At 75.7% G+C, this 14,799-nt stretch carries 12 protein-coding genes; 9 read left to right on the top strand and 3 right to left on the bottom strand.

The features are described from left to right. The first annotated feature begins 332 nt into the window (after positions 1-332). The 8 genes from AKI01S_RS52765 (at position 333) to AKI01S_RS11625 (ending at position 8,639) form a co-directional block, all read left to right on the top strand. Entirely contained in the window at positions 333-890 is a 558-nt protein-coding gene (locus AKI01S_RS52765; RefSeq protein WP_218009637.1) for a hypothetical protein, read from the top strand. 339 nt (positions 891-1,229) lie between these two features. Next, positions 1,230-1,664: a bS18 family ribosomal protein gene (rpsR, locus tag AKI01S_RS54830; protein ID WP_083999372.1), complete on the top strand. Its 435-nt coding sequence runs from the start codon at positions 1,230-1,232 to the stop codon at positions 1,662-1,664. Between the two features lie 306 nt (positions 1,665-1,970). Then, positions 1,971-2,381 (top strand): Fur family transcriptional regulator, encoded by a 411-nt coding sequence (locus tag AKI01S_RS11600; RefSeq protein WP_169813945.1) that lies wholly within the window; start codon positions 1,971-1,973, stop codon positions 2,379-2,381. A 23-nt stretch (positions 2,382-2,404) separates the two neighbouring features. Next, entirely contained in the window at positions 2,405-3,718 is a 1,314-nt protein-coding gene (locus tag AKI01S_RS11605) for an FAD-dependent oxidoreductase (protein WP_067814901.1), read from the top strand. Continuing rightward, positions 3,715-4,815, top strand: a complete 1,101-nt coding sequence (locus tag AKI01S_RS51655; RefSeq protein ID WP_067814904.1) for a class I SAM-dependent methyltransferase — start codon at positions 3,715-3,717, stop codon at positions 4,813-4,815. Before AKI01S_RS11605 ends, AKI01S_RS51655 begins: the two co-directional genes overlap by 4 nt. An 8-nt stretch (positions 4,816-4,823) precedes the next feature. Then, a complete protein-coding gene (locus tag AKI01S_RS11615) occupies positions 4,824-6,788 on the top strand; it encodes a phosphopantetheine-binding protein (RefSeq protein WP_067814906.1) in 1,965 nt (654 codons plus the stop codon). Beyond that, complete coding sequence (locus tag AKI01S_RS11620; RefSeq protein WP_067814910.1) at positions 6,785-7,867, top strand: saccharopine dehydrogenase NADP-binding domain-containing protein; 1,083 nt, start codon at positions 6,785-6,787, stop codon at positions 7,865-7,867. The genes AKI01S_RS11615 and AKI01S_RS11620 overlap by 4 nt, the downstream gene beginning before the upstream one ends. Positions 7,868-7,883: 16 nt before the next feature. Continuing rightward, complete coding sequence (locus AKI01S_RS11625; protein ID WP_067814913.1) at positions 7,884-8,639, top strand: class I SAM-dependent methyltransferase; 756 nt, start codon at positions 7,884-7,886, stop codon at positions 8,637-8,639. Between the two features lie 2 nt (positions 8,640-8,641). Here AKI01S_RS11625 and AKI01S_RS11630 read toward each other — a convergent pair whose 3' ends face one another. Further along, entirely contained in the window at positions 8,642-9,394 is a 753-nt protein-coding gene (locus tag AKI01S_RS11630) for a thioesterase II family protein (RefSeq protein WP_245681577.1), read from the bottom strand. A gap of 42 nt (positions 9,395-9,436) precedes the next feature. Here AKI01S_RS11630 and AKI01S_RS11635 point away from each other — a divergent pair, with 42 nt between their 5' ends. Further along, entirely contained in the window at positions 9,437-10,378 is a 942-nt protein-coding gene (locus AKI01S_RS11635) for an NAD(P)/FAD-dependent oxidoreductase (RefSeq protein WP_245681578.1), read from the top strand. A 45-nt stretch (positions 10,379-10,423) separates the two neighbouring features. On the opposite strand, the gene AKI01S_RS11640 is transcribed toward AKI01S_RS11635, so the two are convergent. Together AKI01S_RS11640 and AKI01S_RS11645 are read right to left on the bottom strand one after the other, a co-directional pair. Then, entirely contained in the window at positions 10,424-12,898 is a 2,475-nt protein-coding gene (locus tag AKI01S_RS11640; protein ID WP_067814921.1) for a methyltransferase, read from the bottom strand. Further along, positions 12,888-14,799 (bottom strand): ATP-binding cassette domain-containing protein (locus AKI01S_RS11645; protein WP_245681579.1); only part of this gene is annotated, 1,912 nt, incomplete at its 5' end. The genes AKI01S_RS11640 and AKI01S_RS11645, both read right to left, overlap by 11 nt.

A 14,799-nucleotide genomic window follows, 5' to 3' on the forward strand; every position in this document is an offset into this window, starting at 1 on the left:
ATATCATCACTCTATGTGACCGCCGGAGGCGTACCTCTGCGCGACTGCCCAGCGTGCCGGTGGGCACGAACTGCAAGGGATCATGGCGGATGATGCACCCACGAGACGTCTGACCTGCGGAAGCAGGAACACGGGATACGACAGAACATCTCATAACACGCAGGATGCGGCACTGCTAATGCGGTGTGGTTTCACGCCCATCGAGGATTCAGATCCCTCATCCTCCACTACTACCAGCGCCTCGCTGAGGATCATCCCCTCGGCGAGGCGTTTGTGGTCTCTGGCGTGGCCATCGCGGCGATGGGCACCACGGACGCCACCGCCAGGGCGTCGTGGAAGTAGGCGACCATCTTGGGCTCGGCCTCCGAGCCGGAGGAGCCAGGATCCGGGCGGCCCCGTCGGGGCCGGGCGGGGACGAAGTCGCGGCCGTCGGCGCCGGCCAGGTCCGTCCAGGGCACGCCGTCCGGCGGAGGGTCCTGCGGCCCGGCGGCGCCCCGGCCGACCGGGAACGGCAACGCCACCGCGCCCGCGGCCGCCGCCCCCGGCTCGGCGACGACCGCGTCCCGGCCGTTGGGCAGCTGGACGCCGACGCCCAGCCGCCGCAGTCCCGCCGCGGCGGCCCGGACCAGCCGGTCCAGCTCGGCGCAGGTGAGCGTCCCGTCTCGCCGACGACCGCGACGCGGCCGGGATCGGCGCAGCGGTGCGCCCGGAACCGGGCGTACAGATCCGGGTCGGGGCAGACGCCCTCGGCCGCCAATGGTTCGTCACCGAGCCGCGCCGACCTGGCCCTCGTCCTGGCCCTCGTCCTGGCCCGCATCTCCGGCGCGCCACCCGCCAGGACCGTCCTGTCGGTGCTGCTCGTCCCCACGTCGGCACCGCGCGCACTGTGAACACGATGCGGTCGTTGGCGTTGCCGCCGGTCACCACCAGTGCCGATGGTCGGTCGCGCCCATCGCAGGCCAGGTGAAGTTCGCTGGTCAGCCCACCTTGTGATCGTCCGAGCGCGTGGTGGCGGCACCTGCTTCTGGTGCTCCGGCGGCGCCTTGGTGGGCTCGCGCGATGGTGAAGTCCACCGCCATTGGCCAGGCGACAGCCGCTACCGCGACACCGGCCCCTGGACCTCGACGCCCCGGTGCGGGTGACGATTGCAGCCAACGGCATCAGGGGCCGCCGTCCGTTGCTCCCGTTCCCGGCTCTGCCACCCCACCCCCGGCACTGCGCGATGTGACATGAGGACGGGGCATACCCTTCGCCCCGTTCCGCACCCCGAAAGGCCGCACCCAGCGAAAGCGCAGGAAGGAAAGCGCGCGACCACGCCCTGGCCCCGCCGTACCGGACGGTATCCCAAGCCGATCGTCTCCGACCGCGGCAAGATCCGCAGCCGCGGCGTCACCGGAGTGACCGTCCGGCAGCAGAAGCAGCCGGCCAGGGCCATCAGGAACGCCCGTGCGATGGCGCTGCCCCCTCCTACGCTCCGGGCCCGCGACAAAGCCGGTGACCTGAGCTCCACCGTTCCGTCCGGCTCACGGCATCTCGGCCGACACGAAAGCGCTCGCCGCCGTCCGCCGCGGCGGATCGGACCCGCACGCAGCGATCCGCCCAAGAACCAGTCGACAGGCTCGTGTCGTCGTGCGTCATCCCCTCCGACCTGCCCGCGCGCCTGACACGGCCTCTCCGCGCCTCCGGGCGCCATCGACGCCGGTATGGCGATGCGATAGTGATAATGATTATCATCTCCGAATATGTCCCCCCGGATGGAGACCGCATGAGCGTGTCCCGAGACCGCCACGTTCGGTGGCGCAGGTCGACCCACCGCTCCGACGTGACGCCTGCCGGTTTCGAGGGCATCGGACGGCTCCGGCGGGCGCGCCCGGGCAGGAGTGCTCGACACGCCCGGAAGATGCCGGTTCCGTCCCATGACCGCCTCCCTGGCGCGGTACTCGCAGGCAGGGCCGCTGAGGCCGCCAGCCGTGACCGGTGACCCTCGCGAGCTGCGAGCCCGTGGCATCTCCGCCACGCCGCGGCGGCTGGCGGTGCTCGCGGCCCTGGAGCGGCAGGACGGGCCGTGCAGCGCGCACGACCTCTACAGCAGCCTGCGCGCGGAAGGTACCGCCATCAGCCTGACCACCACCTACCGCACGCTTGCGGTCCTGGCCCAGGGCGGGCTGGTGCACGCCCTGGAACACGGCGGCGAGACCGTCTATCTGGCCTGCGGCGACGAGCGGCACGCGCATCTGGTGTGCCGCGCCTGCGGGCTGGTGCTGGAGGCCGAACCGGTGCGGCTGCGCGACCGGTTCGCCGGGCCGCCGGAGGCCGCCGCCTTCCTGATCGAAGAGGTCTACGGCGTGTGCGGCTCCTGCCGGACCGCTCCGCCGATCTGATCCCGACCTTGTTGAGGAGCGTCATGGAACGCAGACAGCACGCCGTCGTCATCGGCGGTGGCATCGCGGGGCTCGCCGTGGCGGGGGCGCTGGCCGGTCGCTTCCGGCGGGTGACCGTCGTCGAACGTGACGCGTCGGCCGACGGCGCGGCCTTCCGTGCCGGGGTGCCGCAGAGCCGTCATCTGCATTCGCTGATGGGTGCCGGGCAACGCGCGTTGGACGATCTGTTGCCCGGATTCACCGACGGGTTGTACGCGGCGGGGGCGGTGCCGTTGCGCACCCCCTACGACCATCTGTGGCTGAGCCCGGCGGGATGGTGCCACCGGTTCCCGCCGTCCCACACCGTCCCGTCGGCGAGCCGCGAGCTGGTGGAGTGGGTCCTCCGCCGCCGGGTGTCGGGCCTGCCGGACATGGTGGTCCGCGACCGGCTGGAGGTGACGGGCCTGGTCGCCGACGACGAACGCGTCACGGGTGTGCGCGTGGCCCGGCGCGATGGGAGCGGCGCCGAGGAGGTCACGGCCGATCTGGTGGTGGACGCGTCGGGGCGCCGCTCCCACGCCGCGCGGTGGCTCGCCGCTCTCGGCCACGGCGAGACCGGAACGACGCTGGTGGACTCCCGCGCCGGGTATGCCAGCCGCTGCTACGCCGTTCCCGAGGGGTTCGCCGACGAATGGCGGGTGATCTCGATCCAGCCGGGGCCCGGGCAGCCGACGCGCGGTGGTGCCCTGGTGCAGGTGGAGGGCGGCCGCTGGCTGGTGTCGCTGTACGGGTACCTCGGCGACCACCCGCCGACGGACGAGGACGGTTTCCTGGCGTTCGCCGCGAGCCTGCGGCATCCCGTGCTGCACGACGTGGTCCGGGACGCCGAGCCCCTGGGGCCGGTCCACGGTTTCCGGCACATGGCCAACGAACGCCGCCACTTCGAGGATCTGCCCCGCTGGCCGCAGGGGCTGCTGGTGGTCGGCGACGCCGCGTGCGCGCTCAACCCGGTCTACGCGCAGGGCATGTCGGTCGCGGCGATGACGGCGCGGCGGCTGCGCGCGCTGCTCGACGAGGGCGTGGACGACTGCGCCGCGCTCCAGAAGGAGACGGCGGCGGGCAACGACCGGGCCTGGCGGATCGCCGTCGGCGCCGACCTGGCCTATCTGGGCGAGGCGCCCGTGGACGAGCGGGCGCGGCGCGAGGCCGGGCGCATGGGGCGGCTGCTGGAGCTGGCGATGGTCGACGCCGAGGTCAACCGGGTCTTCTTCGACGTGATGATGATGCTCGCCGAACCCGACGCCCTCGCCACGCCCGCGCTGGCCGCGCGGCTGGCCCAGGGCCCGGCCCGGCCGTGACGGCGCATCGGGCCGGGCTGGCCGCGCTCGGGAACACCCCGCTGGGCGACGTCCCCGGCGACGTCCGCCGCCTCGACCTGGCCGTGCTGACCGGCATCGCCGCCTTCCTCGGTTCGAGGCTGCCCGAAGGCGGGCCGTGGACGGCCGACCAGGTCGCGGACGCGCTGGGCGCGGCGCCCCGGCACCGTTGGATACCGGGCCGCTGGCTGACGGTCCTGGCGGACGAGGCGCTGGTGGAGTCCTCCGCCCCTGGGCGGTACCACCGTCCACGGCGTTACCGGCGCGCCGAGCTGGCCGCTGTCCGGGACACCCTGGACCGTGCGCGGCGCGGGCTCGGCTACCCCGAGACGCTGACCCGGTACCTGCTGGAGTCGCTGCGCCTGCTGCCCGAGCAGTTGCGCGACGAGGTGAGCGCGCAGACGCTGCTGTTCCCGGACGGGGAGTTCGGCGTCGCCGCCGCCGCGTACCGCGACAACCTCGTCAACGCCTATCTCAACGCCGCCGCCGTCGAGTACGTGCGGCGGCTGGCACCCGGCCGGACCCTGGAGCTGGGCGCGGGCACCGGGTCGCTGACGGTCGGGCTGCTGCCCGTTCTGCGCGGGTGCGCCACCGAGTACCTGTTCACCGACCTGTCGGCGTTCTTCCTGGAGGAGGCGCGCGTGCGGTTCGGCGGGTACGCGTTCCTGCGGGCCGAGGTTCTCGACTTCTCCCAGGATCTCGCCGCGCAGTGCGGCCCGGGACCGTTCGACCTGGTCATCGCGGTGAACGCGGCGCACAACGCCCCCCATGTCGGCGAACTGCTCGCGCGGATCCGCGGCCTGCTGGCGCCCGGCGGCGCGCTGCTGCTCGTCGAGACGTGCCGGGAGCACCACCAGTCGCTGACCTCGATGCCGTTCCTGCTGTCGGCGCGTCCCGGCGGCACCCGTCCCGAACGCCGCGACACCCGCGCCGGAACCGACCGCACCTATCTCACCCGCGAGGAGTGGCGGGACTCCCTGGCCGCCGCCGGGCTGACGCCGCGCCTCGACCTTCCCCCCGTCGACCACCCCCTGGCGGCGTTCTCACAGCGCCTGTTCGTCGCCGCACGCAACCCGTGAGGAGCACCATGACCCCCCTCCCCTCCCCCGCCCGGGATCTCACGCGGATCTGGGCCGAACTGCTCGGCCTCGACCCCGGCGAGATCGGCCCCGACGCGAGCTTCCTGCGGCTCGGCGGCGACTCCGTGCTGGCCGTGCGGATGTCGGCGCTGGTCCGCAAGCGTCTGGGGGTGGAGCTGGCGCTGTCGGACGTCACCGTGGAGATCACCCTGTCGGCGCTGGCCGACCTGGTGGCGCGGCGCGGCGGCGACGGCGGCACGGCCGGACGGGCCCTCCCGGTGGACATCCGGCGGCGGCCCGACCCCGACGCGCCGTTCCCGCTGATGCCGCTGCAACAGGGCTACTTCGTGGGCCAGCACGACGGCTGGGAGCTGTCCTACGACTCGGCGCACTTCTACGGCGACATGGCCCTGCGGGACATGGACGCCGACGAGGCCGAGGAGACCCTCGCCGACGCGCTGCACCGGCTGGCGCTCCACCAGCCGACCCTGCGCGCCCGGATCACGCCCGACGGCATGCAGCACGTCCTGCCGCCCGACGCGCCCGGCGCGATCCCGCGCCCCCGGGTCCACGACCTGCGCGGGGCGGGCGAGGAGGAGATCCGCGCCACGCTGGAGACCGTGCGGCACGAGATGGCCACGACCGGCCCGGACCCGCTGACCGGCCCGGGGCTGGACGTGCGGCTCACCCTGCTGCCGGGCGACCGGGGCCGCCTGCACACCGCCATGAGCCTGATCGCGATGGACGGCTGGTCGGCCACGCTGCTCAACCGCGAGCTGCTGGCGCTGGCCGCCGACTGGAACGCCGTCCCGGCGCCGCTGGAGGTCGACTTCGGCGACTACGTCACCTCGATCGGGCGGCTGCGCGCGACCGGGCAGTGGGCGGCCGACCGCGACTGGTGGTGGGACCGGCTCGACGACGCCCCGCCGCCGCCCGCCCTGCCGCTGCGCGCCGACCCCCGGGACGTGGCGCCGACGCTGATGGACACCCGGGAGGCGCGGCTGGACGCGGCGCGCTGGGCCGCGCTGCGGGAGGCGTGCGCCGCGCACGGCGTCACCCCCTCGGCGGCGATGCTCACCGCGTTCTCCGTCGTTCTGGCGCGCTGGGCCGGGCACCGGCGCATGCTGCTCAACACGTTGCAGCTCAACCGGTTGCCGCTGCACCCCGACATCCACCGCACGATCGGGGCGTTCGCCTCCACGCTGCTGGTGCCGGTCGCGCTGGACGCCGGCCGCACGTTCGCGGAGCTGGCGGTCGAGCGGCAGCGGTCGTTCGGCGAGCACGCCGGGCACAGCCTGATCTCCGGCGTGGAGGTGGCGCGCGAGCTGGCGCGGCGGCGCGGCACCACCCGGCCCGTCGCGCCGGTGGTGTTCCAGAGCACCCTGGGCATGGACGCGGCGGTCGGGGAACGGCAGGCCCGGTCGGCCGGGCCGCTCGGCGAGCTCGACTTCGCCGACTTCTACCACCAGCTCCGCACGCCGCAGGTGGCGCTGGAGGCGCGGTTCTGGGAGATGAACGCCGAGATGGTCTTCGCGTTCTCCCTGGTCGCCGAGGTGTTCGAGGCCGATCAGGTCGACGCGGCGTTCCGCGGGCTGGTGGAGCTGGTCGAGGCGCTGGCCGACGGCTCCGGCTGGGAGCGGGTCGTGGAGCTGCCGGGCGCGGTGGACGCGCCGCGCGACGGACGGCTGTCGCTCGGCGGCCCGGCCGCGGCGGAGACCGCCGTGGCGGCCGGACCGCCGCGCGACGAGCTGGAGCAGCGGATCGCGCTGCTGTGGGAGGAGATCCTCGACGTGCCCGTGCTGGACCGCGCCACGTCGTTCTTCTCCGTGGGCGGCGACTCGCTGCTGGCGGTGCGGACCCTGGCGCGGCTGGCCAAGGACGTGGGCGTGGCCATGCGGGTCCGCCGGTTCCTGGACGCGCCGACCGTCGCGGGCCTGGCCGAGGCCGTGCGGGAGCGGGGCGCGGCGCAATGACCGTGATCGGGGTGCTGGGCGGCGCGGGCGCCGTCGGCGGGGTCGTCGTCGACCGGCTGGCCGCCCGGCGGCCGGGAACGCTGCGGATCGGCGGACGCGACCGGGAACGGGCCGCCGCGGTGTGCGCCAAGGCGCGCGCGGACGTGCCGGGGGCCGTCGTCGAGGCGGTGCGCGTCGACCTCGCCGACGACGCCGGGCTGCGCGCGTTCTGCGACGGCTGCGACGTGGTGGTCAACTGCGCGGGGCCGTCGTACCGGGTGCTGGACCGGGTGGCGCGGGCCGCGCTGGCGGCCGGGGCGGGGTACGTCGACGCGGCGGGCGACACGGTGGCGCTGGACGCGCTGCGCGAAGCGCCGGTGGCGGCCGACCGTCCCGCGGTCTTCTCCGCCGGGTTGATGCCGGGGCTGTCCGGTCTGCTGCCCCGGCTGCTGGCGGCCGACGGCGGGCCGGCGCGGCTGGACGTCTACGTCGGGGGCGCGGCGGCGATCGGGCCGTTGTCGGCGGTGGACGCCCTGCTGACGCGGGGACCGGGGTTCGGTACCGCCCTGGCGGCGTGGCGGGGCGGCGAGGTCGTGCCGAACGCGCTGCGTCCGCTGCGTTCGGTGGCCCTGCCGGGATTCCGGGGGCGGGTGCACGCCTGGCCGTTCCTGTCGGTGGAGGCCGCCCGGCTGGCCGCCGACCTGGGCGTGGACGAGCTGCGCAACTACACCGTCTACGTCACCGAGGAGATCCCGCGCGCCCTCGCGTCCGCCTGGGCGGACGGCGACGGGCCTCTCGAACGGCATGTTCCGGCGGTGGTGGCCGCCGCCGAGGCCGACCTGGCGGCCACCGGCCCGTACTACACGATGCTGTTCCAGGCCGTGCCTCGCGACCCGGCGTCCGGCGGCCCTCGCCGCCTGATGCTGCACACGCCCGACTCCTACGCGCTGAGCGGGGTCGTCGCGGCCGTGGCCGTCCGCGACCTGCTGGCCGGGCGGATCCCGCCCGGCGCGCACCTGGCCGCCGAGGTGCTCGACCCGCGCGCCACCGCGGACCTGCTGGCCGACGACCCCCTGGTCACCGGCCTCCACCTGAGCTGAGAAGGAGCATCCGACCGTGACCGAGAACGTGACCACCGACGAGGTGAACCGGGCCGAACGCGGTGAGGGCTACGCCGTCAACGCCCCCTACTACGACCTGATCCTGCCCGGCGACCACTGGGACCGCCTGGCCGGCGCGCTGCGGACGCTGCTGCCCGACGCGCGCTCGGTCGCCGAGATCGGCGCGGGGACCGGCCACTTCACCGAGGCGATGCTGGGCTTCCTGCCCGCCGACGCCGAGATCTTCGCCATCGAGCCGGCCCGCGTCATGCGGGCCGCGCTGGTCACCCGGCTGGCCCGCATCCCCGGCGCGCACCACCGGGTGACCGTCCTGGCCGAGGACGCCCTGACCGCCGAGCCGCCCGTCCCCCTGGACGCGGTCGTGCTGCTCAACCTGGTCATGCACTTCGCGCCGCACCAGCGCCCCCGGCTGTGGCACCGGTGGGCCGAACGGCTGCGACCCGGCGGCGTGCTGGTGGTCGAGACGCAGTACCCGCAAAAGGCCGAACCGGTACCGCCCACCACGGTCCCCGGCCGCGTTCTGGGCCGCCGCCGCTACGAGACGGTGACCCGGGCCGACGTCGTGGGCGACGACATGGTCCGGTGGGTCAACGCCTACCGGACGTGGGAGGGCGACCGGCTCGTCAGCGAGGAGGCCGCCGAGTTCGACTGCCATGTCGTCTCCGACGAGAGACTGGCCGGTGAGCTGGCGGCGGCGGGCCTGACGGCCGTGCCGGACGCGCCCGCGGGCGTGCACGCCTGGCGGCGCTGAGCTCACCCGCTCCCGGTGAGCACCCGCCGCAGCGCCGCCAGCACCGCGTGGCGCTGCGGCGCCAGGTAGAAGTGATCGCCGGGGAAGACCTCCAGCCGGGTCGCGGCGCGCGTGGCGGTCCGCCAGCGCGCCGCCTCCTCCGGCGTCAGGTCCGGGTCGCGGTCGCCCAGGAACACCGTGACGGGGCAGTCCAGCGGCGGCAGCGGGCGCGGGCGGTAGGTCTCGATCAGGCGGTAGTCGGCGCGCACGTACCGGAAGATCATCGCGCGGAGGCCGGGATCGGCCAGCACCTCCGGGTCGGTCGCGCCGAGCCGCATCAGCTCGGCGTACAGCGCCTCGTCGTCGCCCCGGTGCACGTCGCCGCCCTTCTCGTCGTGCGGGGCCTCGCGGGCGGACGCCACCAGGTGGACCGGCCCGCGCAGGCCGCGCCGCCGCGCCTCCTGGGCGACCTCGTAGGCGACGGTCGCGCCCATGCTGTGCCCGAACAGCGCGTACGGGCGGTCCGCGACGGTCGCGACCGCGTCGGTGAGCGCGGCGACCAGCTCGTCCATGGCGCGCGGCATCGGGTCGTCCAGGCGGTCCTCGCGGCCGGGGTACTGCACGGCGAGAAGCTCGATCCCGGGCGGCAGCAGCTCGGTCCAGCCCAGGAACGCGCTCGCCCCGCCGCCGCCGTGCGGCACGCACACCAGCCGGAGCCCGGCGTCCGGGCGGGGCGGGGCCAGGCGGCGCAGCCACCGGCCGGATTCGTTTCCCACGGCGTCTCCCCTCGACATTCAGAACATGATAATCATTTCCATATGGATGGCGACATGTACGACGTGATCGTGGTGGGCGGCGGGCCGGCCGGGCTGAGCGCCGCCCTGGTGTTCGGGCGGCAGCGCCGCCGGGTGCTGGTGGTCGACGGGGGCCGGGTCCGCAACGCCCCCGCCACGGAGATGCACATGTACCTGAGCCGGGACGGCTTTCCCCCGGCCCGGCTGCTGGAGATCGGCCGCGAGGAGCTGGCGGCCTACCCCTCGGTGGAACTGCGCCAGGGCACCGTGCTGGCCGCCCGGGGGGCCAAGGACGACTTCGAGGTCGAGCTGGCCGACGGCGCCCGGGAGCGGGCCCGGCGGCTGGTGCTGGCGACCGGGCAGGTCGACGAGCCCTACGACATCCCGGGCCTGGCCGAGCGGTTCGGCCGCGGCGTCTTCCACTGCCCGTTCTGCCACGGCTGGGAGACCACGGGCAGGACGCTCGCCGTCATCACCACCGAGCCGCACGAGGCGATGCTCGCGCTGTACGTGGCCGACCGGTTCAGCGACGACGTGGTGCTGTGCACCCACGGCCCGCTCGACCTGCCCGACGAGATCGCCAAGAAGCTCGACGAGCGCGGCATCCAGGTGCGGTCCGAGCGCGTCACCGAGGTGTCCGGCGAGCCCGGCGACGTGACCGTCCACTTCGCCGACGGGAGCGCGCTGCGCCGCCAGGCGGTCTACCACCGCGCCCCCACCCGCCAGCACTCCGAGCTGGCCGCCCGGCTCGGCTGCGAGATCCTCGACGACGGCACCGTGCGCGTCAACGAACTGCAGGAGACGACCGTGCCGGGGGTGGCCGCGGCGGGCGACACCGCCAAGCTCCCGGCCGTGCCCGACGCCGCGACCCTGGTGTCGCTGGGCGCCGCCGACGGCGTCCGCGCGGCGCTGTGGATGGAGGGCGACCTGTTCCGCTCCGACCTCGGCATGACTCCCGCGCGGTGACCGGGACGTGGGCGGAGCCTTCGGGGCTCCGCCCACGTCGATCCGCTACGAGCGGCGCGCCACGTAGAGCCTGAGCCCGGCGTCCGCCAGAGGGTGGGCGTCGCGCGGCAACGTGAACCACGGCCGCAGTCCCGCGTCCTCCATCTGCTCGCGCCACTCCTCGTCGGTCAGGAAGACGCGGTCGCCGCCGAACCGGGGATCGCCGGGGCGCAGCCGTTCCTCGCCGGGCCGCGCCGACATGAGGAACTGCATCGAGGTGAGGATCGAATACAGCTCACGGCTCGTCTCGACGAACACGAACAGGCCGCCGGGCGCGAGCAGGCCGCCCAGCCCCGTCAGGGTGTCGGGCACGTGGCGGGCGTTGTGCAGGACGTTCGCCGACAGCACCACGTCGCACAAGCCCGGTTCCACGCCTTGGGCGGCGGCGTCGGCGTTGATGTCGAAGAGGGAGAACCGGACGCCCGCGCGCTCGCCGAAACGGTCCCGGCCAAGGGACAGGAAGTAGCGCGAGACGTCGGTGAACAGGTAGTCGATCTCGGCGTCGGCCAGGGCGGCGAGCGCGTCGGCCGTGGTTCCCCCGACGCCCGCGCCCAGCTCCAGCACCCGCAGCGGCCCGTCGTGCCGCCGGTTCTCCCGCGCCCACCGCATCACCTCGGCGACGGCGCCGTTGAGGTGGCGGTTGACGGCGTTCTCCCGGTACGCGCCGTCGGCGGCCCCGGTGTCGTCGCCGCCGAACAGCAACGCCCGCGGCGACAGGTCGTCGCGCAGCAGCTCGGGGAGCCGCGCCATCGCCGACAGCAGGAAACGGCAGGTCTCCGGCGGGTAGCCGACCGCGCCACCCGCCGCCGCCAGCCCGTCGGCCGCGGCGGCGACCTCGCGCCGCGCCACCGGCCGCAGTCCGCCGAAGCGCCCGTCGTCGCGGCGGGCGAGCATGCCGTTCTCCACCAGGACATCGAGCCAGCGGCGCGCGATCCAGCGGTGGCGTCCGGCCACGCGCAGCGCGCCGGCGATCTCCTCGGCGGTGAGCGGGCGGTCGGCCAGCCCGGACGGCCGCAGCGCCGAGGCCATCGCCAGCAGCGCCACCCCGTCCAGCCGCCGCAGGAACGCGGGCAACCCGGCCGGATCCGTGCCGACCTCCGTGCCGACCCCCGTGCCGGTCACGGTGCCGGTCACGGTGCCGGTCACGATGCCGGTCGCGGTGGCCGCCGCGCGCTCGGCGCGTTCCGGCAGCTCGGAGTCGAGCACGACCGTCAGCTCGGGGCGGCGCAGGACGGCGCGGGCGATCTCGGTGAGACGGCGACGGGTGAACGGGACGAACGGGTCGTGGGCCGTGCCCGGACGCCCGGGGATCTCCTCCACCGGCACGGCCGCCGCCTCCGGCGGGGCGACCACGCCGAGCGCGGCGGGGTCGGCGGGGTCCATGACGACGGCGGCCCCCTGCCCCGCCAGCTCCCGCAGCCGGGCGGCCGACACCTCGGAACGCGGGACACCGCGCACGCGCACCGGACGTTCCCGCAGAAGGGCGGCGGACCCGTCCCAGCGGACCGGCGGCGGCCCGTCCACCGGCGGGGCGTCGACGTGGAGGACGGCGTCGAAGCGGTAGCGGGTCAGCTCGGTGTCGTCGCGCATCGTCTTGGGGTGCACGCTCATCCGCACCGTCCGGCCCGTCGCGGCGGCGGTGCGGGCGGCCAGGTCGGCGAGCAGCGGCGGGTCGAAGAGCAGTTCGGGGTCGCGTTCGGCGCGCCGCGCGGCGCGGCGTCCCAGCTCGCCGGGGTCGGCGCCCGGGTCCCGGGCCTGTTCGATCCACCGGCAGAAGCCGGGGAGCAGGCGGGCGTCCCGCACGTCGCCGACGACGACCGTGCCGCCCGGCGCGACCAGGTCCACGGTGTCGCGGACGACGGCGGCCAGGTAGCCGACGCCGGGGAAGCACTGCGTCACCGAGTTCACCAGGACGCAGTCGGGCCGGGCGTCGGGGAATCCCAGCTTCTCCATGGCGGCGCGGACCCGCGGCGACCCGGCCTCGTGGGCGGCGGCCCGGACGAAGGCGGTGTCCGGCCACGCTTCGGCGGCCGGCCCGCGCACGGCGGCTTCGGCGACGTCCGTGCCGACGTACCCGGAGACGTGGCCGCGCAGCCGGTGCGCGAGCAGTCCGGTGCCGCAGCCCAGTTCGAGGATCCGGGTCGGGCGCAGGGAGAGCACGAGGTCGACGGTGTGGTCCACCCACGCGCGCATGTGCTCCACCGGCAGCGGGCGGCCGGTGTCGGAGGCCCGCCATCCCGACAGGTCGAGGTCATCGGCGTGGCGTCCCTCCGCCGTGGAGTACGTCCAGTCGTAGACCTCGCCCCAGTGGTCGAGGAACTCCTCGGCCAGCCCCTCCCGGGCGGACGGGGCCGGGCGGACGCCGACGGCCCCGCCGGGGACGAGGCGGGCGTCGTCGATCCAGGGATGGCGGCGGAGCGGTTCCAGCAGGTCGTCGGTGAGATCCTCGGTGGGGGCGGCGGCGCGTTCGTCAGTGGGCACGGCTGTCGGACTCCGTTCGCGTGAGGGTGTGGTCGTGGACGTGCAGGACGCGGTCGGCGCACGCCGCCACGGCGCGGTCGTGCGTCACCAGCAGGACCGTCAGTCCGCCGGCGCGCAGGTCCGCCAGCAGCCGCAGGATCGCGGCGGCGGACGCGGCGTCCAGCGCGGCGGTGATCTCGTCGGCGAGCAGCACGTCGGGTCCGGCGGCCAGCGCGCGGGCCAGCGCCACGCGCTGCCGCTGGCCGCCCGACAGCCGTCCCGGACGGCGCGCGGCCAGTTCCGGGTCGAGGCCGACGGCGCGCAGCAGGTCGGGTACCCGGGCGCGCGCCTGCTCCCGCGTCAGCCCGGCCGTCCGGCGCAGGGGCCGGGACAGCAGGGTCGCGACCCGGTGGGCGGGGTTGAGAGCGCCCGCCGGGTCCTGCCCGACCAGCTGCACCGCGCGCAGGTCGGCGCGGTCGCGGCGGTCCAGCGGCCACGGCCGCGCGCGTCCGTCCAGGACGAGACGGCCGCGTTCCGGCGGGTGCAGACCGGCCAGGGCGCGCAGCAGCGTGCTCTTGCCGCTGCCGGACGGGCCGGTGACGGCGACGAGTTCCCCGCGCCGCAGCGCCAGCCGCCCGACGTCGAGCAGCGGCGCGCCGCCGTGCGCGAGAACGAGGTCGGTGGCCACCAGGACCTCCGCCGTCCCGGCACCGCCGGATCGGGGCGGCGGTGTGGCGGCGGGGACGCCGGGCGGGGTGAGGTCGACGGTCCGGTCGGCGACGCGGGCCGCGAAGTCGCGGTCGTGGGTGACCACCAGCGTGACGGACCGGCCGTCGGCGCGGCGGCGCGCCAGGACGTCCACCAGCAGTTCCAGCGCGGCGGGGTCGAGGCCGCCGGTGGGTTCGTCGAGCACCAGCAGCGCGGGATCGGCCAGCAGCGCGCGGGCGAGGGCGACGCGTTGCGCCTGCCCGCCCGACAGGCGATGCGCGCGCCGCGACCAGAGGCGGGACGCGTCGAGCCCGAGGCTCCGCAGCGCCTCCCGGGCGGCGGGCTCCCGGCCGCGACGGCCGTCGAGCACGGCCGCCCCCACGGTCAGCAGCGGGTCGAGCGAGGAGACCGGGTCCTGCTCGACGATCCCGACGTTCGCGCGCCGCCAGCGGCGAGCGGCCCGCGGGTTCCCGGGGCCCAGCAGGTCGAGCACGGCGCGCGTCGCGGTGGTCTTGCCGCCGCCCGACGGTCCCACGACCGCGACGACCTCACCGGGCCCGGCGCGCAGGCCGAAGCCGGTGACCAGCGGCCGTCCCCCCTCGTCGGTCACGGTGAGACCGGCCACGGTGAGGACGCCGCCCGCGAGCCTCGCCTCGCCCGTGGTCGCCAACCGTCCCGGGCGCGGCGCGGGCGGGCGCGCCAGCAGCGCGGCCGTGACGGCGAGGACGGCCAGCGCGGTGGCGGGCGCGGCGAGCGCGAGGGGGTTCAGTCCCGCGCCGGGCAGGTTCTCGCGCAGCATCAGCCCCCAGTCGGGGGCGGGCGGCGCGGGGCCGAGGCCGAGCATCCCGAACGCCGCCGCCAGTTGCAGCGCCAGGACGAACCGCGCCACCAGGTCGGCGGTGACGGCACCGGCCAGGGACGGCAGGACCTCGCCAGCCAGGATCACCGCGGCGGGCTCGCCCCGGCACCGGGCCGCCTCCACATAGCCCGACCGGCGCGCCCGGAGCGTCAGGTCGCGGACCACCCGCAGGCCGAGCGGGGCGCCGCCGCAGACCGTCCCGGCGACCACGGCGGCGGGCGCGGGCAGGGCGACGGCCAGCACCATCGCCTGGAGCAGGAACGGCACCGCCAGCAGCAGGTCGGCCAGGCCGGTCAGGGCGCGGTCGGTCCGGCCGCCCGCCCATCCGGCGGCCAGCCCGCCCGCCGTCCCGAGC

Source organism: Actinomadura kijaniata NBRC 14229 (assembly GCF_001552175.1).
Lineage (GTDB): Bacteria > Actinomycetota > Actinomycetes > Streptosporangiales > Streptosporangiaceae > Spirillospora > Spirillospora kijaniata.

Excerpts from the sequence above, each read along its gene's own strand:
- rpsR (WP_083999372.1), top strand. The coding sequence starts at position 1,230 with ATGAGGACGGGGCATACCCTTCGCCCCGTTCCGCACCCCGAAAGGCCG.
- AKI01S_RS11605 (WP_067814901.1), top strand. The coding sequence starts at position 2,405 with ATGGAACGCAGACAGCACGCCGTCGTCATCGGCGGTGGCATCGCGGGG.
- AKI01S_RS11615 (WP_067814906.1), top strand. The coding sequence starts at position 4,824 with ATGACCCCCCTCCCCTCCCCCGCCCGGGATCTCACGCGGATCTGGGCC.
- AKI01S_RS11620 (WP_067814910.1), top strand. The coding sequence starts at position 6,785 with ATGACCGTGATCGGGGTGCTGGGCGGCGCGGGCGCCGTCGGCGGGGTC.
- AKI01S_RS11635 (WP_245681578.1), top strand. The coding sequence starts at position 9,437 with ATGGATGGCGACATGTACGACGTGATCGTGGTGGGCGGCGGGCCGGCC.